The sequence below is a fragment of the Clostridium sp. J1101437_171009_A5 genome, assembly GCF_015547905.1.
GTDB classification, from domain to species: domain Bacteria; phylum Bacillota; class Clostridia; order Oscillospirales; family Oscillospiraceae; genus Pseudoflavonifractor_A; species Pseudoflavonifractor_A gallinarum.
Genome location: NZ_JADMVY010000001.1, coordinates 395,446 through 410,026 on the forward strand (window position 1 = coordinate 395,446; position 14,581 = coordinate 410,026).

18 protein-coding genes are annotated in these 14,581 nt (G+C 62.0%); 13 read left to right on the forward strand and 5 right to left on the reverse strand.

The annotated features are described in order from the left end of the window. Window positions 1–24 precede the first annotated feature (24 nt). The 8 genes from I2C21_RS02110 to I2C21_RS02145 are packed head-to-tail and all read left to right on the forward strand — an operon-like array spanning window position 25 to window position 4,684. Window positions 25–1,560: a DUF6273 domain-containing protein gene (locus I2C21_RS02110; protein ID WP_207730568.1), complete on the forward strand. Its 1,536-nt coding sequence runs from the start codon at window positions 25–27 to the stop codon at window positions 1,558–1,560. Between the two features lie 33 nt (window positions 1,561–1,593). Beyond that, window positions 1,594–1,749, forward strand: a complete 156-nt coding sequence (locus I2C21_RS02115) for a hypothetical protein (protein ID WP_195278389.1) — start codon at window positions 1,594–1,596, stop codon at window positions 1,747–1,749. Next, window positions 1,746–2,462 (forward strand): carbohydrate-binding protein, encoded by a 717-nt coding sequence (locus tag I2C21_RS02120; RefSeq protein ID WP_195278390.1) that lies wholly within the window; start codon window positions 1,746–1,748, stop codon window positions 2,460–2,462. Before I2C21_RS02115 ends, I2C21_RS02120 begins: the two co-directional genes overlap by 4 nt. Beyond that, window positions 2,459–2,779, forward strand: a complete 321-nt coding sequence (locus tag I2C21_RS02125; RefSeq protein ID WP_195278391.1) for a serine/threonine protein kinase — start codon at window positions 2,459–2,461, stop codon at window positions 2,777–2,779. The genes I2C21_RS02120 and I2C21_RS02125 overlap by 4 nt, the downstream gene beginning before the upstream one ends. 14 nt (window positions 2,780–2,793) lie before the next feature. Further along, entirely contained in the window at window positions 2,794–3,123 is a 330-nt protein-coding gene (locus tag I2C21_RS02130) for a hypothetical protein (protein ID WP_195278392.1), read from the forward strand. Then, window positions 3,120–3,434 carry a phage holin gene (locus tag I2C21_RS02135; protein ID WP_195278393.1) on the forward strand — a complete coding sequence of 105 codons (315 nt, stop codon included), beginning with the start codon at window positions 3,120–3,122 and terminating at the stop codon, window positions 3,432–3,434. The genes I2C21_RS02130 and I2C21_RS02135 overlap by 4 nt, the downstream gene beginning before the upstream one ends. A 58-nt stretch (window positions 3,435–3,492) precedes the next feature. Further along, complete coding sequence (locus tag I2C21_RS02140) at window positions 3,493–3,690, forward strand: hypothetical protein (RefSeq protein WP_195278394.1); 198 nt, start codon at window positions 3,493–3,495, stop codon at window positions 3,688–3,690. Then, window positions 3,683–4,684 carry an N-acetylmuramoyl-L-alanine amidase gene (locus I2C21_RS02145; RefSeq protein ID WP_195278395.1) on the forward strand — a complete coding sequence of 334 codons (1,002 nt, stop codon included), beginning with the start codon at window positions 3,683–3,685 and terminating at the stop codon, window positions 4,682–4,684. Before I2C21_RS02140 ends, I2C21_RS02145 begins: the two co-directional genes overlap by 8 nt. Window positions 4,685–4,805: 121 nt before the next feature. Here I2C21_RS02145 and I2C21_RS02150 read toward each other — a convergent pair whose 3' ends face one another. Further along, window positions 4,806–5,315: a DUF4236 domain-containing protein gene (locus tag I2C21_RS02150; RefSeq protein ID WP_286167181.1), complete on the reverse strand. Its 510-nt coding sequence runs from the start codon at window positions 5,313–5,315 to the stop codon at window positions 4,806–4,808. A 143-nt stretch (window positions 5,316–5,458) separates the two neighbouring features. On the opposite strand from I2C21_RS02150, the gene I2C21_RS02160 reads away from it, so the two are divergent. The 3 genes from I2C21_RS02160 to I2C21_RS02170 all read left to right on the forward strand — a co-directional run bounded on the left by I2C21_RS02160 (window position 5,459) and on the right by I2C21_RS02170 (window position 7,168). Then, a complete protein-coding gene (locus I2C21_RS02160) occupies window positions 5,459–5,701 on the forward strand; it encodes a helix-turn-helix domain-containing protein (protein WP_087219455.1) in 243 nt (80 codons plus the stop codon). A 111-nt stretch (window positions 5,702–5,812) separates the two neighbouring features. Further along, on the forward strand, window positions 5,813–6,064 hold the full coding sequence (locus tag I2C21_RS02165) for a helix-turn-helix transcriptional regulator (RefSeq protein WP_016148068.1): 252 nt from the start codon (window positions 5,813–5,815) through the stop codon (window positions 6,062–6,064). 54 nt (window positions 6,065–6,118) lie between these two features. Then, on the forward strand, window positions 6,119–7,168 hold the full coding sequence (locus tag I2C21_RS02170; protein ID WP_195278396.1) for an IS30 family transposase: 1,050 nt from the start codon (window positions 6,119–6,121) through the stop codon (window positions 7,166–7,168). Between the two features lie 133 nt (window positions 7,169–7,301). On the opposite strand, the gene I2C21_RS02175 is transcribed toward I2C21_RS02170, so the two are convergent. Beyond that, entirely contained in the window at window positions 7,302–7,502 is a 201-nt protein-coding gene (locus I2C21_RS02175; protein WP_186962837.1) for a helix-turn-helix domain-containing protein, read from the reverse strand. Between the two features lie 211 nt (window positions 7,503–7,713). On the opposite strand from I2C21_RS02175, the gene I2C21_RS02180 reads away from it, so the two are divergent. Together I2C21_RS02180 and recQ are read left to right on the forward strand one after the other, a co-directional pair. Next, complete coding sequence (locus tag I2C21_RS02180) at window positions 7,714–8,622, forward strand: hypothetical protein (RefSeq protein WP_195278397.1); 909 nt, start codon at window positions 7,714–7,716, stop codon at window positions 8,620–8,622. A gap of 209 nt (window positions 8,623–8,831) precedes the next feature. Continuing rightward, on the forward strand, window positions 8,832–10,658 hold the full coding sequence (gene recQ, locus I2C21_RS02185) for a DNA helicase RecQ (protein ID WP_195278398.1): 1,827 nt from the start codon (window positions 8,832–8,834) through the stop codon (window positions 10,656–10,658). Between the two features lie 329 nt (window positions 10,659–10,987). On the opposite strand, the gene I2C21_RS02190 is transcribed toward recQ, so the two are convergent. Genes I2C21_RS02190 through I2C21_RS02200 form a run of 3 tightly spaced genes read right to left on the reverse strand, consistent with a single transcriptional unit; the run spans window position 10,988 to window position 14,559 of the window. Then, a complete protein-coding gene (locus I2C21_RS02190) occupies window positions 10,988–12,979 on the reverse strand; it encodes a YgiQ family radical SAM protein (RefSeq protein WP_195278399.1) in 1,992 nt (663 codons plus the stop codon). Between the two features lie 32 nt (window positions 12,980–13,011). Beyond that, a complete protein-coding gene (locus I2C21_RS02195) occupies window positions 13,012–14,187 on the reverse strand; it encodes a bifunctional histidine phosphatase family protein/GNAT family N-acetyltransferase (protein ID WP_193536387.1) in 1,176 nt (391 codons plus the stop codon). Window positions 14,188–14,220: 33 nt separating this feature from the next. Next, window positions 14,221–14,559 carry a DUF6054 family protein gene (locus tag I2C21_RS02200; RefSeq protein WP_186962843.1) on the reverse strand — a complete coding sequence of 113 codons (339 nt, stop codon included), beginning with the start codon at window positions 14,557–14,559 and terminating at the stop codon, window positions 14,221–14,223. Window positions 14,560–14,581 lie beyond the last annotated feature (22 nt).

Here is a 14,581-nt window from a genome sequence, read left to right on the forward strand (position 1 = left end):
ATCAAGCTGCTGTGCTTCGACGCGATGGAGCCGGCCAACGGCAACAGCGACCGCCGAAACTACGGCAATAACCGCTACATCTACTCCAACCTGCGCCAGTGGCTCAACAGCGACAAGGGCGCGGGCCAGTGGTACACCGCGCAGCACTCGGCGGATCAGGCTCCCGACTCGTCCCACGTCTGGAGCGGCTACAACCCCTACAACACCATCGCCGGCTTCCTCAACGGCTTCACGGCCAACGAGCGGGCCGCCCTGCTCGCCACCACCATCACCGTCGGCAAGAGCTCCACGGACGGCGGCGGGACGGAGACCTGTGTGGACAAGGTTTTCCCCCTGTCCTGCACCGAGGTCAACCTCTCGGGCGACCATGTGTGCGGCAGCAAGCTGGCGATATTCAGCGACAACTCCAGCCGCATCGCTACCGTCTCGGCCTCGGCCGCTGCCAACTCCAACTACGATGTCGACGCCAATCAGGCGTGGTACTACTGGCTGCGGGACGCCTATGCCGGGTCGGCCGACTTCGCCCGCCTCGTCCTTTCCGACGGCACGCTGGACTGGGACGGCGCCTACGACGGCTACCTCGGCCTGCGCCCCGCTTGTAATCTGTCCTCTGATCTCCTGGTCTCCGACACCACCGACTCGGACGGCTGCTACACAATCGTCTACAACCAGCCGCCCACGGCCCCCGGCACCATCACTGTCCCGAGCGAGGTCATCGGCGGCGAAAACCTGAGCATCTCGTGGGGACAGTCGACCGATCCCGACGGCAACCTCGCCGGCTACAAGCTGGAGCGCAAGGTGGACGACGGCACATGGGCGCAGATTTACAGCGGCAGCTCCCGGAGCTACACCGACTCCATCACCTACGGATGGACGAGCGTGCAGTACCGCGTCAAGGCATACGACACCGCCGGGGCCGAGAGCGCCTACACCACCAGCGCCGTGCGCACCGTCACCAACAACCGGCCGCCCGTCATCAGCGGCAGCGACACCGACCTCGGCAGCTTCACCACCACGCCGCCCTCCTATGAGTACACCGTCACCGACGCCGACGGCCATCAGGTCACGGTCGTGGAGAAGCTGGACACCACCACGCTGCGCACCTACACCGCTACCCTCGGCGACACCAACGAGCTCGAGATCACGGCCGACCAGTGGCTCAAGCTGCTGAACGGCGACCACACCCTGACCATCACCGCCACCGACGCCAAGAACGAGAGCACCGTGCGCACCCTGTCCTTCGACAAGGCCATGCACTCGGTCGAGTTCGAGCAGACCGTGGCGATGGCGGCCGACGATATGCCGACTAAGGCCCTCGTCAACATTCAGGGCAGCTTCCCGACCGGCAGCACCCTTCAGGTCTGGATCTGCAACAACGGCAACGACGCCGAGCCCACATGGGAGGACATCACCACCAAGGCCCTGACCAGCCAGAAGCACTTTTTCACCAACCAGACCAAGACCGCCGCAAGCTGGGGCGTGAAGATCAAGGTCAAGCTCCTGCGCGGCTCGGCCGAGGGCGACTGCTACATCCAGTCGGTCGGCGGCAACTTCGCATAAACCAACACCCCAAGACCAGAAAGGAGGAGCAGCATGGTCTACTTCATGGAACACAGCATCAAAGCCATCCACGAAAAGGAACAGGCCGCCGCCGGCGGCACATCCGCTGAGGACAAGCAGCGCATCACCGACCTCGAAAACGAGCTCGAGGATCTGACCGGCGCCATTGAAAGGGGGCTGACCACATGAGCACCAAATACAGCGGCCTCGAGGCCGCCCTGCGCAGCGCTCGCATGACCTTCACCAGAGAGGCGAGCGCCGGCGACCTGTCCGGCACAGAGATCGTCGCCTGCGAGGATCTGCTGCCAGCGTGGACGAAGGCCGGCCCCAAGGGGGACGGCAGCCACGAGGTCGGCGAAGCCTGCACCCACAACGGCCAGAGCTGGCGCTGCTGCCAAGCACACAACACCAACAACAACCCGGACATCGAGCCGGGAAACAGCCCCGCACAGTGGGCCCCGTATCACACCACAGACCCGACCAAGGCAAAGGCGTTCATCCAGCCCACGGGTGCCCATGACGCCTACCAGAAGGGCGAGTGCTGCCTGTGGACTGATGGCAAGGTCTACCGCTCTATCATGGATGGGGCCAACGCATACAGCCCCGAGGCATACCCGCAGGGCTGGGAGGAAGTGACCGCCGCAGGCGAACCCGGCACGACCCCGGAGCCCGGCACAGAGCAGGAACCGGGACAAGAGCCTGAAACCGGCGGCGAGGAGACGGGCGAAACCGTCCCGGCCTTTATACAGCCTACCGGCTCGCATGACGCCTACCAGACCGGCGACCGCGTGATCTACAACGGACAGATCTATGAAAGCGCCATTGACAACAACGTCTGGTCGCCGGACACCTACCCGCAGGGCTGGAAACTCGTCGAGGTCGAGGACGGAGGTGCAGCATGATCGAGTTAGACATCGCGCAGCTCGTGGCCCTCATGGGGATCCCGTCGGCCATCACGGGCCTGTGCTTCTGGATGATCCAGAGGCAGCTCTCCAAGAGGGACGCAGAGCTCGACCGGCGCGACGCCGCCCGGGAGAGAAACGAGGTGCTGCTCGTGCGCAGCGTGGGGGCCGCCATCGCGCTCGGCGAGGCCACGGCCACCGCCCTGAAGAACGGCCACGCCAACGGAGAGACCGAGGCGGCCCTCCAGTATGTGCAGAAGATCAAACACGAGCAGAAGGACTTCCTCACCGAGCAGGGCATCCACGCGATCTACTGAGGGAGGTGACACCCATGGGAAGATACCGGCGCAAGCGGGAGGCCAAGGCCCGACGCAGGCCGTGGGAGTTCTCGAAGAAGTTGGCGGCGTGGGCCGTCCTCGTCGCAACTGCCGCGGCCGTGGCGTCCTATGTGCTGGCCTTCCGCGATCAGCAGACCGCCAGCGATGTCACGACCACCATCTTCACGGCTTGCATCGGCTACCTCGTCAGCTATGCAGCCAAGTCGGCCACCGAGAAGATCAGCCGCAACCGGCACGGCCTCGACGCTGATGGCAACCCCATCAGCGGGGCCGGCGCCGGCCAATATACCACCACCACAACAGACAAGGAGGCAAAAGGATGAACATGATCGACATCACCCCCGTCATTAACGCCGTCATCGCGCTGCTCGCCGCAGGCGTCAGCGTGTTCCTGATCCCGTGGATCAAGAGCAAGACCACCGACGCGCAGCGCAAGGAGCTGCTCGAGTGGGTGAAGATCGGCGTCGCCGCTGCCGAGCAGCTTTACAAGGGGCAGGGCCGCGGCGAGGAAAAGAAGAAGTACGTCCTCGAGTTCCTCGCGTCCATGGGCTTCACCGTGGACGAGGAGGCCATCAACGCGGCCATCGAGGCGGCAGTCAACCAGCTCAACGGCGGCAACCTGCCGCCCGAATAACCAGCAAAGGGCGGGCCAACACGGCCCGCCCTTCATTTTGCAAAGGAGGCACAAAGACATGAGTGAGAACAAAAAGCCCGCGCTGAATACGCGCTACTACAACGGAGAGATCGACGACGACCTTCCCTACACCGGCGTGCTCAACTACGACGAGGAGACCGGCCTGATCTACGACGAGGACGGCGATGTCGTGGATGAAAAGACCCTTGACGCCATGCTCGACGGTGACGGAAAGGGGGACGACGAAGATGAGTAACAGCTCGCTGATCTCCTACACCAAGCTCAGCCCCAACCACTCGGGCAAGCGCACCAAGAAGATCGACACCGTCACGATCCATTGTATGGCCGGCCAGCTCTCCGTCGAGAGCTGTGGCGCTCTGTTCGCCAAGAGCAGCCGGCAGGCGTCCAGCAACTACGGCATCGGCCCCGACGGCCGCATCGCTCTCTATGTGGACGAGGGCAACCGCTCGTGGTGCACGTCGTCTAACGCCAACGACCAGCGCGCCGTCACCATCGAGGTCGCCAGCGACGCGACGCACCCCTACGCCGTCAGAGATAAGGCATACGACGCGCTGCTGGATCTCGTGACCGACATCTGCAAGCGCAACGGCATTAAGAAGCTCGCCTGGTCTACCAACAAAAACACCCGCGTCAACCACCTGAACGGCTGCAACATGACCGTGCACCGGGACTACGCGGCGAAAGCCTGCCCGGGCGACTACCTCTACAACCTGCAAGACGAGATCGCGGCCGAGGTCAACCGCCGTCTCGGCACATCCGGCAGCACCACGCCCTCCACCGGGGGCAGCACCGGCACCGCCGCGGCCGACATCAAGGTCGGCGACGTGGTGGAGTTCACCGGCTCCAAGCACTACGTCAGCGCCACGGCCACGAGCGCGTCGAGCTGCAAGCCCGGCAAGGCTAAGGTCACGGCCATCGCCAAGGGCAAGGCGCACCCCTACCACCTGATCGCCGTCTCCGGCGGCGGCTCCACCGTGTACGGGTGGACGGACGCGGCAGACATCAAGACCAGCAGCAGCTCTACGGCCACCTCGTACCTCGTGAAGGTGACGACCGACGTGCTGAACATCCGCAAGGGCCCCGGCACCAACTACGGCACCAACGGGGCTATCCGCGACAAGGGCACCTACACCATCGTCGCCGAGAGCGACGGGCCCGGGGCCTCCAAGTGGGGCAAGCTCAAGAGCGGGGCCGGCTGGATCTCGCTGGACTACGCCAAGAAGGTCTAATTGTGCAACTTGCCACCGGCGCGGCGCGGATCGGTGCCGGCCAGAAGCTATGAAACCGTCAGAATACACAAAAAGAGCCCGCTCGGGAGTGATCCCGGGCGGGCTCTTTCTGTTTATGCACTCATTCCTCTGTGGCGTCGTCCTCTGCTGGATCCTCGCCGCCATCGCTCTGCGCCGCCTCAGCAGCGGCCAGCTCGGCCTCAGTCGGGTGGAAGCGGACAACATAGCCGTTGACATCATAGAAGCCGCCGAGGGCGACCGTGAAGATGTCCACGATCCAACCGATCCCGAAGAAGCCAGCCGTCAGCGTCCAGATGACCCCGGTGCCAATCTTCCCCACATAGTAGCGGTGCACACCGAGCACCCCGAGGAAAATGCACAACGGCAGGACGACCGCTTTGCTTTTCGGTGAGGTGGGGCGCTGTGCTGCCGGCACGCTGGCCGGCCGGCCGCCACTGGTCGTGTACGACAGGCCCGTGCCGGGCACTCCGACGGTCGTGTGGCTTTTCCCGGTCGTGCTGACTGTGTGCTTCAGGCCCTTCGGGCCGAAGGTGACGCTCGCGCTCTTTTTATTCAAGTTCACACGGACGCCGGGAGCGATCTTAATACTGCGCCGGAAACGTAAACCCATTGAAAAAACCTCCTTTTCATCTGTCCTATTGCGTTTTTTAGTATTTAGTCATCTTTGGGATAATATTATCACGGGCGGCGTGTTATTGTCAACTTGCACTACCCATCTTTGGCATAAGTGGCAGAAAAGGAGGCGGCGCGTATTTGAAAATATACAGGCCAGAAGGCCGATGCAATATCTCAGGCGAGCGCGTCCGCGCAGCCAGAGAGCGGGCCGGCATCTCGCAGGAGCGCCTCGCGTACAAGATCCAGATCGCGGGGCTCGACATCACGCAGAAGGCCATCAGCAGGATCGAGACCGGCGACCGCATTGTCGCCGACTATGAGCTCGAGTACCTCGCCGACGCCCTCGGCGTGACCATCTACTACCTGCTCGGAAAAGAATGAAAGCAGCGCAGCCAGAGCGGCCGCGCTGCTTTTCTCTTGTCTCCCCTCTTGACTTTATACAACAAATGTTGTATGGTAAAGACACACGAAACAAAAGGGGAGGCGCTCAACATGGAAACGATCACCACTGGGAAACGCCTGAAGGCGCTGCGAGAGGATCGCGGCCTGTCTCAGTCGCAGCTCGCCAAGAAGGCCGACATCAACAGCCGAGTGCTCCAGACCTACGAGCAAGACGACCGAGACATCGCGGGGGCGAAGCTAAAAACGCTCCTCAAGGTCTGCGTCGCTCTGGAGTGCCGGCTCGAGGACATCGTCACAGACGACGAGACGCTGGCGCTGATCGCGGCATACAACAGGCGATGACAACGAAGGGCGGCCAGCCGGCCGCCCTTTTTTCTATTTCACGGAGGGATCACCATGGGGAAACACTTCAGCCACCTGACACCAACGCAGCGCACGCAGATCGACGCCTTCAGGCGCGCCGGCATGAAGGTCGTGGACATCGCCAAGGAGGTCGGCGTCCATTACACCACCATCTACCGGGAGCTCAAGCGGTGCACCTATGAACACCTGAACAGCGACTACACGACCGAGATCCGATACAACCCCGACGGGGCGCAGGCTCGGTATGAGGCCAACCTGCGGGCGAAGGGCCCGGAGCTGAAGATCGGCAACGACTACGAGCTCGCCGACTACCTGATCGGCAAGATCCGGGACGAGAAGTACAGCCCCGAGGCAGCCATCGGAGAGGCCGAGGTCATGGGCTGGCCCTTCCGGGTGCACATCTGCGCAAGCACGGCCTACAACTACATCAGGGGCGAGATCTTCGGCGACGATCTCACTGTGGAAATGTTACCGCAGCACGGGAAGCGCCGCAGGAAGCCGGAGCGGCCAGAGGGCGCCATCCCGAGAAAGCCGGCAGGAAAGAGCATAGAAAAGCGGCCGGAGATCGTGAACACGCGCACGACCTTCGGCCACTGGGAAATGGATAGTCTCGAGAGCGGCAAGGGCTACAAGCGGACGTGGCTCATGCTGACCGAGCGAAAGACCCGCCGGGAGATCATCGTATCCATGAAGGACAAGACGAGCGAGAGCGTCATCCGGGCCCTCAACGGCATCGAGCGGAAACTGGGCGCTCTATTCCCGCAGATCTTCCTCTCCATCACCTGCGACAACGGCACCGAGTTCTCGGACGCCGAAGGCATCGAAAACAAGCGCCGAGGGAAAGGAAAACGCACCACCGTCTACTACTGCCACCCATACACGCCGAGCGAGCGCGGCACCAATGAAAACCAAAACGGCCTGATCCGGCGACTCGTCCCGAAGGGGACAGACCTCGGCACCCTCTCGCCCCAAGAGGTGAAGGCCGCCGAGACATGGCTCAACAGCTACCCCCGCAAAATGTTCGGTTTTCTGTGCTCCGAGCAGCTTTTCCGGGAGGAGCTGGCCCTCATTCTGGCCCGCTGAAAAATTTTTTAGACTTTTTTAGCATTTACTCTTGACAAACGGCGGGTCCAAATATGCTCCACCAGGTGCACTCAAGTCATATTTTGCGATATAAAAAAACCACAGATACAGGATCACTCCCCATATCCGCAGTTCATTCTTCGTCTAAATATTCCAATATATCTTCTACTTTGCATTGAAGTAATTTACATAACTGGTTTAATGTGTGTGTAGATATATTCTCACCACGCTTCATAGCATAATAATTCGATAAGGGAAATCCCATTTTTCCCAAACGATAGGATGTGATCCCCTTTTCCTTCATTGTCCGAAATAACGGTTCATAGCTGATCATCTACCAGTACCTCCTATTACTATGAAGTATAGGAGGTATGTGCGATTTTTAATATATACGATAACTCATATATACGATTATTGACATATATTTTTAAACTTGGTATACTGAACCCAAATGTGGCGGGAAAAGAAATGCTGAGCTGTATGTTTGTCTGGTAATATTGGAGTTATTTTCATGCCACAAGATGCAAAGTAAAGGAGAAGAGAACATGAAAAGAGTTTTAGCCGCTATCCTTTCCCTCGTCATCGTGATGTCCTTCGCCGCCTGCGGAGATTCTTCCGGTGGAGAAATCAAAGACGCTTCCTCTGTTACGACTGGAAACAGCGGTGCAGAAGCACAGCCGAGCGAGCAGGCAGGAAAAACGGAGCCGGAAGAAGTGACGATTCCTGAAACGGTACTTCTGGAGGAATCCGGAGTAAAAATCACAGCAAAAAGCCTCGAAATGGACGGAATCTTTGGACCGGAGATTAAACTCCTTATTGAGAACAATTCCGGTAAAGACTTAACCTTTCAATGTAAAAACGCCTGCGTGAATGGATACATGGCAGAAACGATGATGTCTGTGGATGTTGTGAATGGCAAAAAAGCCAACGACAGTTTAATTTTTGCGGCATCAAGTTTTGAAGCCTGCGGTATTGATGCAATCGCTGATATGGAGATTGCATTCCACATCTTTGATACGGCCGAATGGGAGACCTACCTCGATACCGATGCAATCCAGCTTAAAACTTCCATCGCGGATACTTATGAATACACTTTTGACGACAGCGGCAGTTTAGCCTATGATGGAAATGGTGTAAAAATTGTCATCAAGGGCCTTGCAGAGGATGAATCCATCTTTGGCCCAAGCATCATAGTTTATATGGAAAACAACAGCGACAAGGATATCACGGTGCAGACCAGGGACGTATCCATCAACGGTTTTATGGTGAATGCTATGTTCTCCTGCAATGTGGTTGCAGGAAAGAAAGCGGTGGATACCATCACATTTATGGAATCCGATCTGAGTGAAAACGACATCACGGCAATCAATGATGTGGAATTGTCGTTCCATGTGTTCGACTTCGAGAACTGGGAAACCATTGTGGATACCGAAGTTGTGAATATTACTTTCTGAGGACCATGTGAAGAGAACCTCCACGAGGCATTGAAAATCTCGTGGAGGTTTTATCTGTACCGCTTCCGATTTGGAACATAGAATTCCCATTTCATCGAAATCAGTCTAAATGGTAAAAGGGCATTTGCAATTTCCTCCCCCGTTGTCTCGGGGCGCGATCTGTGCTACAATAGCAACGATTGTTCGAGTGCAGACAGGAGGGGTCCCCCATGTCCTATAAACTGGAGATGCTCCAGGCCTATTTTGGATACCGCGGCTTTCTTCCCGGCCAGGAGCGGGCGGTGGACGCCCTGCTGGAGGGGCGGGACGTGCTCTCCATCATGCCCACCGGCGCGGGCAAATCCCTGTGCTTCCAGCTCCCGGCCATCATGCTCCCGGGAGTGGCGCTGGTGATCTCCCCTCTCATCTCCCTGATGAAGGACCAGGTGGGAAGCCTGGTGCAGGCCGGCATCCCGGCGGCCTATCTCAACCGCTCCCTCACCGAGCGGCAGTATGCACTGGCCCTGGAGCGGGCCTGGCAGGGCCGCTATAAGATCATCTATGTGGCCCCCGAGCGGCTGGAGAGTCCCGGCTTTCTCCGCTTCGCCCAGCAGGCCCAGATCTCCATGGTGGCGGTGGACGAGGCCCACTGTGTCTCCCAGTGGGGCACCGACTTCCGCCCCAGCTATCTGAAGATCCCCGCCTTTCTGGATTCCCTGCCCAGGCGCCCCGCCCTGGGGGCCTTTACCGCCACCGCCACCCCCGAGGTGCGGGAGGACATCCTGCAAAAGCTCTCCCTCCAGGACCCGGTGACCACTACCACCGGCTTTGACCGGAAAAACCTCTATTTCGAGGTGCGCCATCCCCAGAACCGGAAGGACGAGCTCCTCTCCATCCTCCTGCGGCGGCAGAATGAGAGCGGCGTGGTCTACTGCTCCACCCGCAAGGCGGTGGAGGAGGTCTGCGCCTTTCTCCAGGCCCACGGCGTGGCCGCCACCCGCTATCACGCCGGACTGAGCCCCGAGGAACGGCAGGCCAACCAGGACGCCTTTGCCGCCGACGAGTGCCCCGTCATGGTGGCCACCAACGCCTTCGGCATGGGCATCGACAAGTCCAACGTCCGCTATGTGGTCCACTACAACATGCCCCTGGATCTGGAAGGGTACTACCAGGAGGCGGGCCGGGCCGGACGGGACGGCAGTCCCGCCGACTGCATCCTCCTGTACAGCGGGCGGGACGTAATCACGAACCGCTACCTCATCGACCAGTCCCAGGCCCCCGAGGGGGTGGAGGAGGAGGCCCTCTCCGCCCTGCGCCAGCGGCAGATGGACCGGCTCAAGACCATGACCTTCTACGCCACCACCAACGACTGCCTGCGCCATTTCATTCTCCGCTACTTTGGGGAGGAGCCCCCGTCCCCCTCCTGCGGCCACTGCTCCAACTGCACCGATGGGTGGGAGGATGTGGACATCACCAAGGAGGCCCGGGCCATCCTCTCCGCCGTGGATGAGTGCGGCGGGCGCTTCGGCGTGACCACCATCGCAGACCTCCTCTGCGGCCGGGAGAACGAGCGCACCCTCCGCTGGGATCTGGACCGGCGGCGCTCCTTCGGGCTCCTGTCCCACCGGAAGGTGGAGCAGGTCAAGGCCCAGATCCGCCACCTGGTGGACCAGGGGTATCTGGCCCTCAGCGACGGGGACTACCCTGTTCTCTCCCAGGGTCCCCGGGCCCGGGAGCTCTCCGCCGGAAGCGCACAGGTCACCATGCGCATGAAGGCCGGGCAGTCCCGTCCCGCCCGCCGGGAGCGGCCTCAGCCCCTCCCCGGAGGACCGGTGGACGAGACCCTCTTCCAGAACCTGCGGGCCCTGCGGGGAGAGCTGGCCCGGAAAAAGAGTCTGCCCGCCTACGTCATCTTCACCGACCGCACCTTGCGGGAGATGGCGGCCCGCAAGCCCGCCACCCTCTCCGAGATGGAGCGGGTCCCCGGCGTGGGCAGCCACAAGCTGGCCCAGTACGGCAAGCAGTTCCTGGCCGTCATCCAGGGAAACCACACCTGACGCAAAGAGGCCGCGAAACCGTTGTTGGTTTTGCGGCCTCAGACTGTCAAAATAACGTGTATTTCTGCGATTTGTGCTGCAAGAGCCTCGCAGAGTTCCGCCGTCCACAGACGGCGGAAGAGGGTCAAATCGTGTTTTCCGGCGGCGTGTACGTCGGAAAACACTCTTCTCAGGCCACAAGTGTGCGAGCGAAAGCGAGTGCGCGCCGTGGCCTGCATCCCCTCGAAAAAATGCAAGCATTTTTGAGAAGCGTGTCGAACTTGTTCGACACGCTGAAAGCCGCCGCGAAACCGAAATGGTTTCGCGGCGGCCTTTCCATTGACACGCGCTTAACGGCCCTTTCCGGGCTTGGCGTTCTTCTTGCTCTTGGGCTTGGCCCAGCCGGCCTTTCGCTTGGCGTGGGACTCGTTGTGCTCCACCCGGAGGCCCGCCTGCTTGAGCTTGGGCTTGCCGCTCCGGCTCTTCTCCCCGGCGCGGCCCTTCCCGGCGCTCTTCCGGCTCTCTGCCGGTCCGCCGGCAGGCGCTCCGTGGACAGGACGGAGCAGGCACTCCTTCCCGTAGCCGATGAGATCCTCCCGGCCCGCCTTCCGCAGGGCCTCCAGTACCAGGGGGCGCTTGTCCGGGCGCTTCCACTGCATGAGCGCCCGCTGCATGGCCTTGTCGTGGGGATCGGTGGGAACATAGACCGGCTCCATGGTACGGGGATCGATGCCGGTATAGTACATGCAGGTGGACAGGGTGCCCGGCGTGGGATAGAAATCCTGGACCTGCTCGGGCTGGCGTCCGGTCTTGTTGAGCCACTCGGCCAGCTTCACCGCGTCCTGGAGGGTACAGCCCGGATGGGAGGACATGAGGTAGGGCACCACATACTGCTCCTTGCCGTACTTCTGGTTCAGGCGGTCGTACTTCTGCTTGAACTTCTCATAGACCTGGATATGGGGCTTGCCCATATAGTCCAGCACGCCGTTGACGCAGTGCTCCGGGGCCACCTTGAGCTGGCCGGAGACATGGTGCTTGACCAGCTCGGCAAAGAACTCCCCGTTCTTGTCCTCCAGCATATAGTCAAAGCGGATGCCCGAGCGGATAAAGATCTTCTTGATGCCCGGGATGGCGCGCAGCTCCCGCAGGAGCTTTAAATAGTCGCTGTGGTCGGCGTCCAGGTTGGGGCAGGGCGTGGGTGCCAGACAGGCCCGCTTTTTGCACAGGCCGTGCTCCAGCTGCTTGGCGCAGGAGGGATGGCGGAAGTTGGCGGTGGGGCCGCCCACGTCGTGGATATAGCCCTTGAAGCCCGGATGCTTCGTGAGCATCTCCACCTCCCGGATAACGCTCTCATGGCTGCGGGAGGTGATCATCCGCCCCTGGTGGAAGGCCAGGGAGCAGAAGTTGCACGCCCCGAAGCAGCCCCGGTTGTGGGCCACTGAGAAGCGCACCTCCTCGATGGCGGGCACGCCGCCCATGGCGTCGTACATGGGATGGGGCTCCCGCACATAGGGGAGCTCCGCCACCGCGTCCAGCTCCGCCGTGTTCAGGGGCATGGCGGGCGGGTTGGCGATGACATAGGCATCCCCGTGGCGCTGGACGATGGCCCGGCCCCGGATGGGGTCGTGCTCCTCATACTCCACCTGGTTGGCCAGGGCGTAGGCCCGCTTGTCCCGGGCCACCTCCTCAAAGGAGGCCACCTCCACCTTGGGATAGGCGCACGCGTCGGCGCTGCGGGCCAGGAAGCAGGTGCCCTTCACATCGGTGATGGAGGAGATGGGCTCCTTTTTCGCCAGCCGCCTGGCGATCTCCCGGGTAGCCCGCTCGCCCATGCCGTAGGTCAGAAGGTCGGCCTGGCTGTCCACCAGGATGGAGCGGCGCACCTTGTCCTCCCAGTAGTCGTAGTGGGCATACCGGCGCAGGGACGCCTCCAGGCCGCCGATGATGAGGGGGATGTCCCCAAAGGCCTCCCGCACCCGGTTGGAGTAGACGATGGTGGCCCGGTCGGGACGGCGTCCGGCCTGATTGCCAGGGGAATAGGCGTCGTCGTGCCGGCGGCGCTTGGCGGCGGTGTAGTGGGCCACCATGGAGTCGATGTTGCCCGCCGAGAGAAGCACTCCCAGCCGGGGACGCCCCATGGCGGCAAAGGCGTCGGCACTGTGCCAGTCGGGCTGGGCCAGCACGGCCACCCGGTAGCCCTCCGCCTCCAGCACCCGGGAGATGATGGCCGGGCCGAAGGTGGGGTGGTCCACATAGGCGTCGCCGGTGATGACCAGAAAGTCATACCAGTACCAGCCGCGCTCCACCATTTCCTCTTTGGATACGGGTAAAAACTGATTCATAAAAACCTCGTCTTGTCTTAAAATGGGCCCCGTCAGAGGAGCCCTCCCCGGGCGTCCGGACGATAGCCGATGTATTTTTCCATCTGATCCAGACTCCCCCGGTGTCCGGGCTGAGCCGCGATGGTACGGAAGCCGTGGCGGTCGTAGAACCGCCGGGCCCGCTCATTTTTCGGCGCGCACAGCAGGCGCAGCCGGTCCCGGCCCATGCCCCGGTAGACCGACACGGCCTGCCCCAGGAGCTGGGGGGCCAGCCCCTTCCCCCGCCGCTCGGGGGCCAGGGCCAGGAAGCGGATGTGTCCTGCTCCCTGGGCCTCATCCCGGGCGAGGTCCAGCTGTACCATCCCGGCCGCCTCCTCCCGCAGCATGGCCACGCTCACCGCCCGGGCATCCCGCCCGGCCCACTCCAGCGCGTCCCGGAAGAAGGCTCCCGCGTCATAGCCGGACTCGGCGCCGTACAGCCCGGTCCAGGTCTCCCGGTGGAGGGAGCAGTAAAAGGCCTCATCCGCAGCGGTGAGGGGACGGAACCAGAAGTTGGCGTCCCCCATGGTGTTGCGCACGTCCTTCCACCACCGCTGGCGGGCCAGGGTGGAGCACTCCTCCGGCAGGTGGGAGTTGTCGTTCTGGAAGAGGAGCTCCATCCGCTCCCCCTCCACCCGCAGGGCGGTCACACCGGTGTTGTCGCAGTGCCCCAGGGAGGGCATCTCCTCCACCGGCACCCCCAGCACCTCGGCCTGGAGACAGCGGATGATGTCCCCGTGGCAGACCACGGCCACCTGTTCGCCCGGATGCCGGGCGGCAATGTCCAGGATGGCGGCGCGGATGCGGCGGCGGCCCTCCTGCCGGGACTCGCCCCCCTCGTTCTTCCACCCGGGGTCACAGGTGCTGTACCGGAGATAGTGCTCCGGCTGGAAGTGGGCCACCTCGCCCCAGGTGTGGTCCTCCCACACGCCCATGGAGAGCTCCCGCAGGTCGGCCCGGGTCTGGAGCGCCAGCCCCTTGGGGCGGTAGATGGCCCCGGCGGTCGTCTTGGTGCGGAAGAGATCGCTGGAGTACACCGCGTCCACCGGAATGTCCCGGAAGCGCTCCTCCAGCGCGGCGATCTGGCGATAGCCGTTGTCGGTGATGAGGGAATCATACCAGCCGTGGATGCGGCGGTAGAGATTCCCCTCCGCCTCGGCGTGGCGGACGATATACAGTGTACAAGCCATGGGACTCCTCCCCCTCTCTCAGTCTCTCCGGCCTCAGAGCCGGTATGCCTCCAGGGCACGGTGGACGGCGTCCTCAAAGCTCCCCGCCGCGCCCCAGTCAAAGCGGAACAGGCCCTCGCCCCCGCCCCCGCCGGCACAGTGGACCTGCGTCACGTCGGTTCCGGCAAAGTCGTCCAGCACCACGGTGAGGGTGAGGCGGTTGCCCGCCCGCCAGTAGTGCTTCTCGTAGACCAGCACCACGCAGGTCCCGCCCTTGGGATGGGGGACCTCATACCGGTCGATGAGCTCGCCGGTGATGCTGCCGGTGACGGCGGCGTGGACCCGGTCGATGCACTCCTCCAGGCTCAGGGATACATAGTAGTGGTCCTCCATGTTCCGCGCCTCCTCTCCGCGT

Bases quoted from the DNA above. Each gene is read 5' to 3' on its own strand.
- I2C21_RS02110 (WP_207730568.1), top strand. From the start codon at position 25: ATGGAGCCGGCCAACGGCAACAGCGACCGCCGAAACTACGGCAATAAC.
- I2C21_RS02115 (WP_195278389.1), top strand. From the start codon at position 1,594: ATGGTCTACTTCATGGAACACAGCATCAAAGCCATCCACGAAAAGGAA.
- I2C21_RS02120 (WP_195278390.1), top strand. From the start codon at position 1,746: ATGAGCACCAAATACAGCGGCCTCGAGGCCGCCCTGCGCAGCGCTCGC.
- I2C21_RS02125 (WP_195278391.1), top strand. From the start codon at position 2,459: ATGATCGAGTTAGACATCGCGCAGCTCGTGGCCCTCATGGGGATCCCG.
- I2C21_RS02130 (WP_195278392.1), top strand. From the start codon at position 2,794: ATGGGAAGATACCGGCGCAAGCGGGAGGCCAAGGCCCGACGCAGGCCG.
- I2C21_RS02135 (WP_195278393.1), top strand. From the start codon at position 3,120: ATGAACATGATCGACATCACCCCCGTCATTAACGCCGTCATCGCGCTG.
- I2C21_RS02140 (WP_195278394.1), top strand. From the start codon at position 3,493: ATGAGTGAGAACAAAAAGCCCGCGCTGAATACGCGCTACTACAACGGA.
- I2C21_RS02145 (WP_195278395.1), top strand. From the start codon at position 3,683: ATGAGTAACAGCTCGCTGATCTCCTACACCAAGCTCAGCCCCAACCAC.
- I2C21_RS02150 (WP_286167181.1), bottom strand. From the start codon at position 5,315: ATGGGTTTACGTTTCCGGCGCAGTATTAAGATCGCTCCCGGCGTCCGT.
- I2C21_RS02165 (WP_016148068.1), top strand. From the start codon at position 5,813: ATGGAAACGATCACCACTGGGAAACGCCTGAAGGCGCTGCGAGAGGAT.
- I2C21_RS02170 (WP_195278396.1), top strand. From the start codon at position 6,119: ATGGGGAAACACTTCAGCCACCTGACACCAACGCAGCGCACGCAGATC.
- I2C21_RS02175 (WP_186962837.1), bottom strand. From the start codon at position 7,502: ATGATCAGCTATGAACCGTTATTTCGGACAATGAAGGAAAAGGGGATC.
- I2C21_RS02180 (WP_195278397.1), top strand. From the start codon at position 7,714: ATGAAAAGAGTTTTAGCCGCTATCCTTTCCCTCGTCATCGTGATGTCC.
- recQ (WP_195278398.1), top strand. From the start codon at position 8,832: ATGTCCTATAAACTGGAGATGCTCCAGGCCTATTTTGGATACCGCGGC.
- I2C21_RS02190 (WP_195278399.1), bottom strand. From the start codon at position 12,979: ATGAATCAGTTTTTACCCGTATCCAAAGAGGAAATGGTGGAGCGCGGC.
- I2C21_RS02195 (WP_193536387.1), bottom strand. From the start codon at position 14,187: ATGGCTTGTACACTGTATATCGTCCGCCACGCCGAGGCGGAGGGGAAT.
- I2C21_RS02200 (WP_186962843.1), bottom strand. From the start codon at position 14,559: ATGGAGGACCACTACTATGTATCCCTGAGCCTGGAGGAGTGCATCGAC.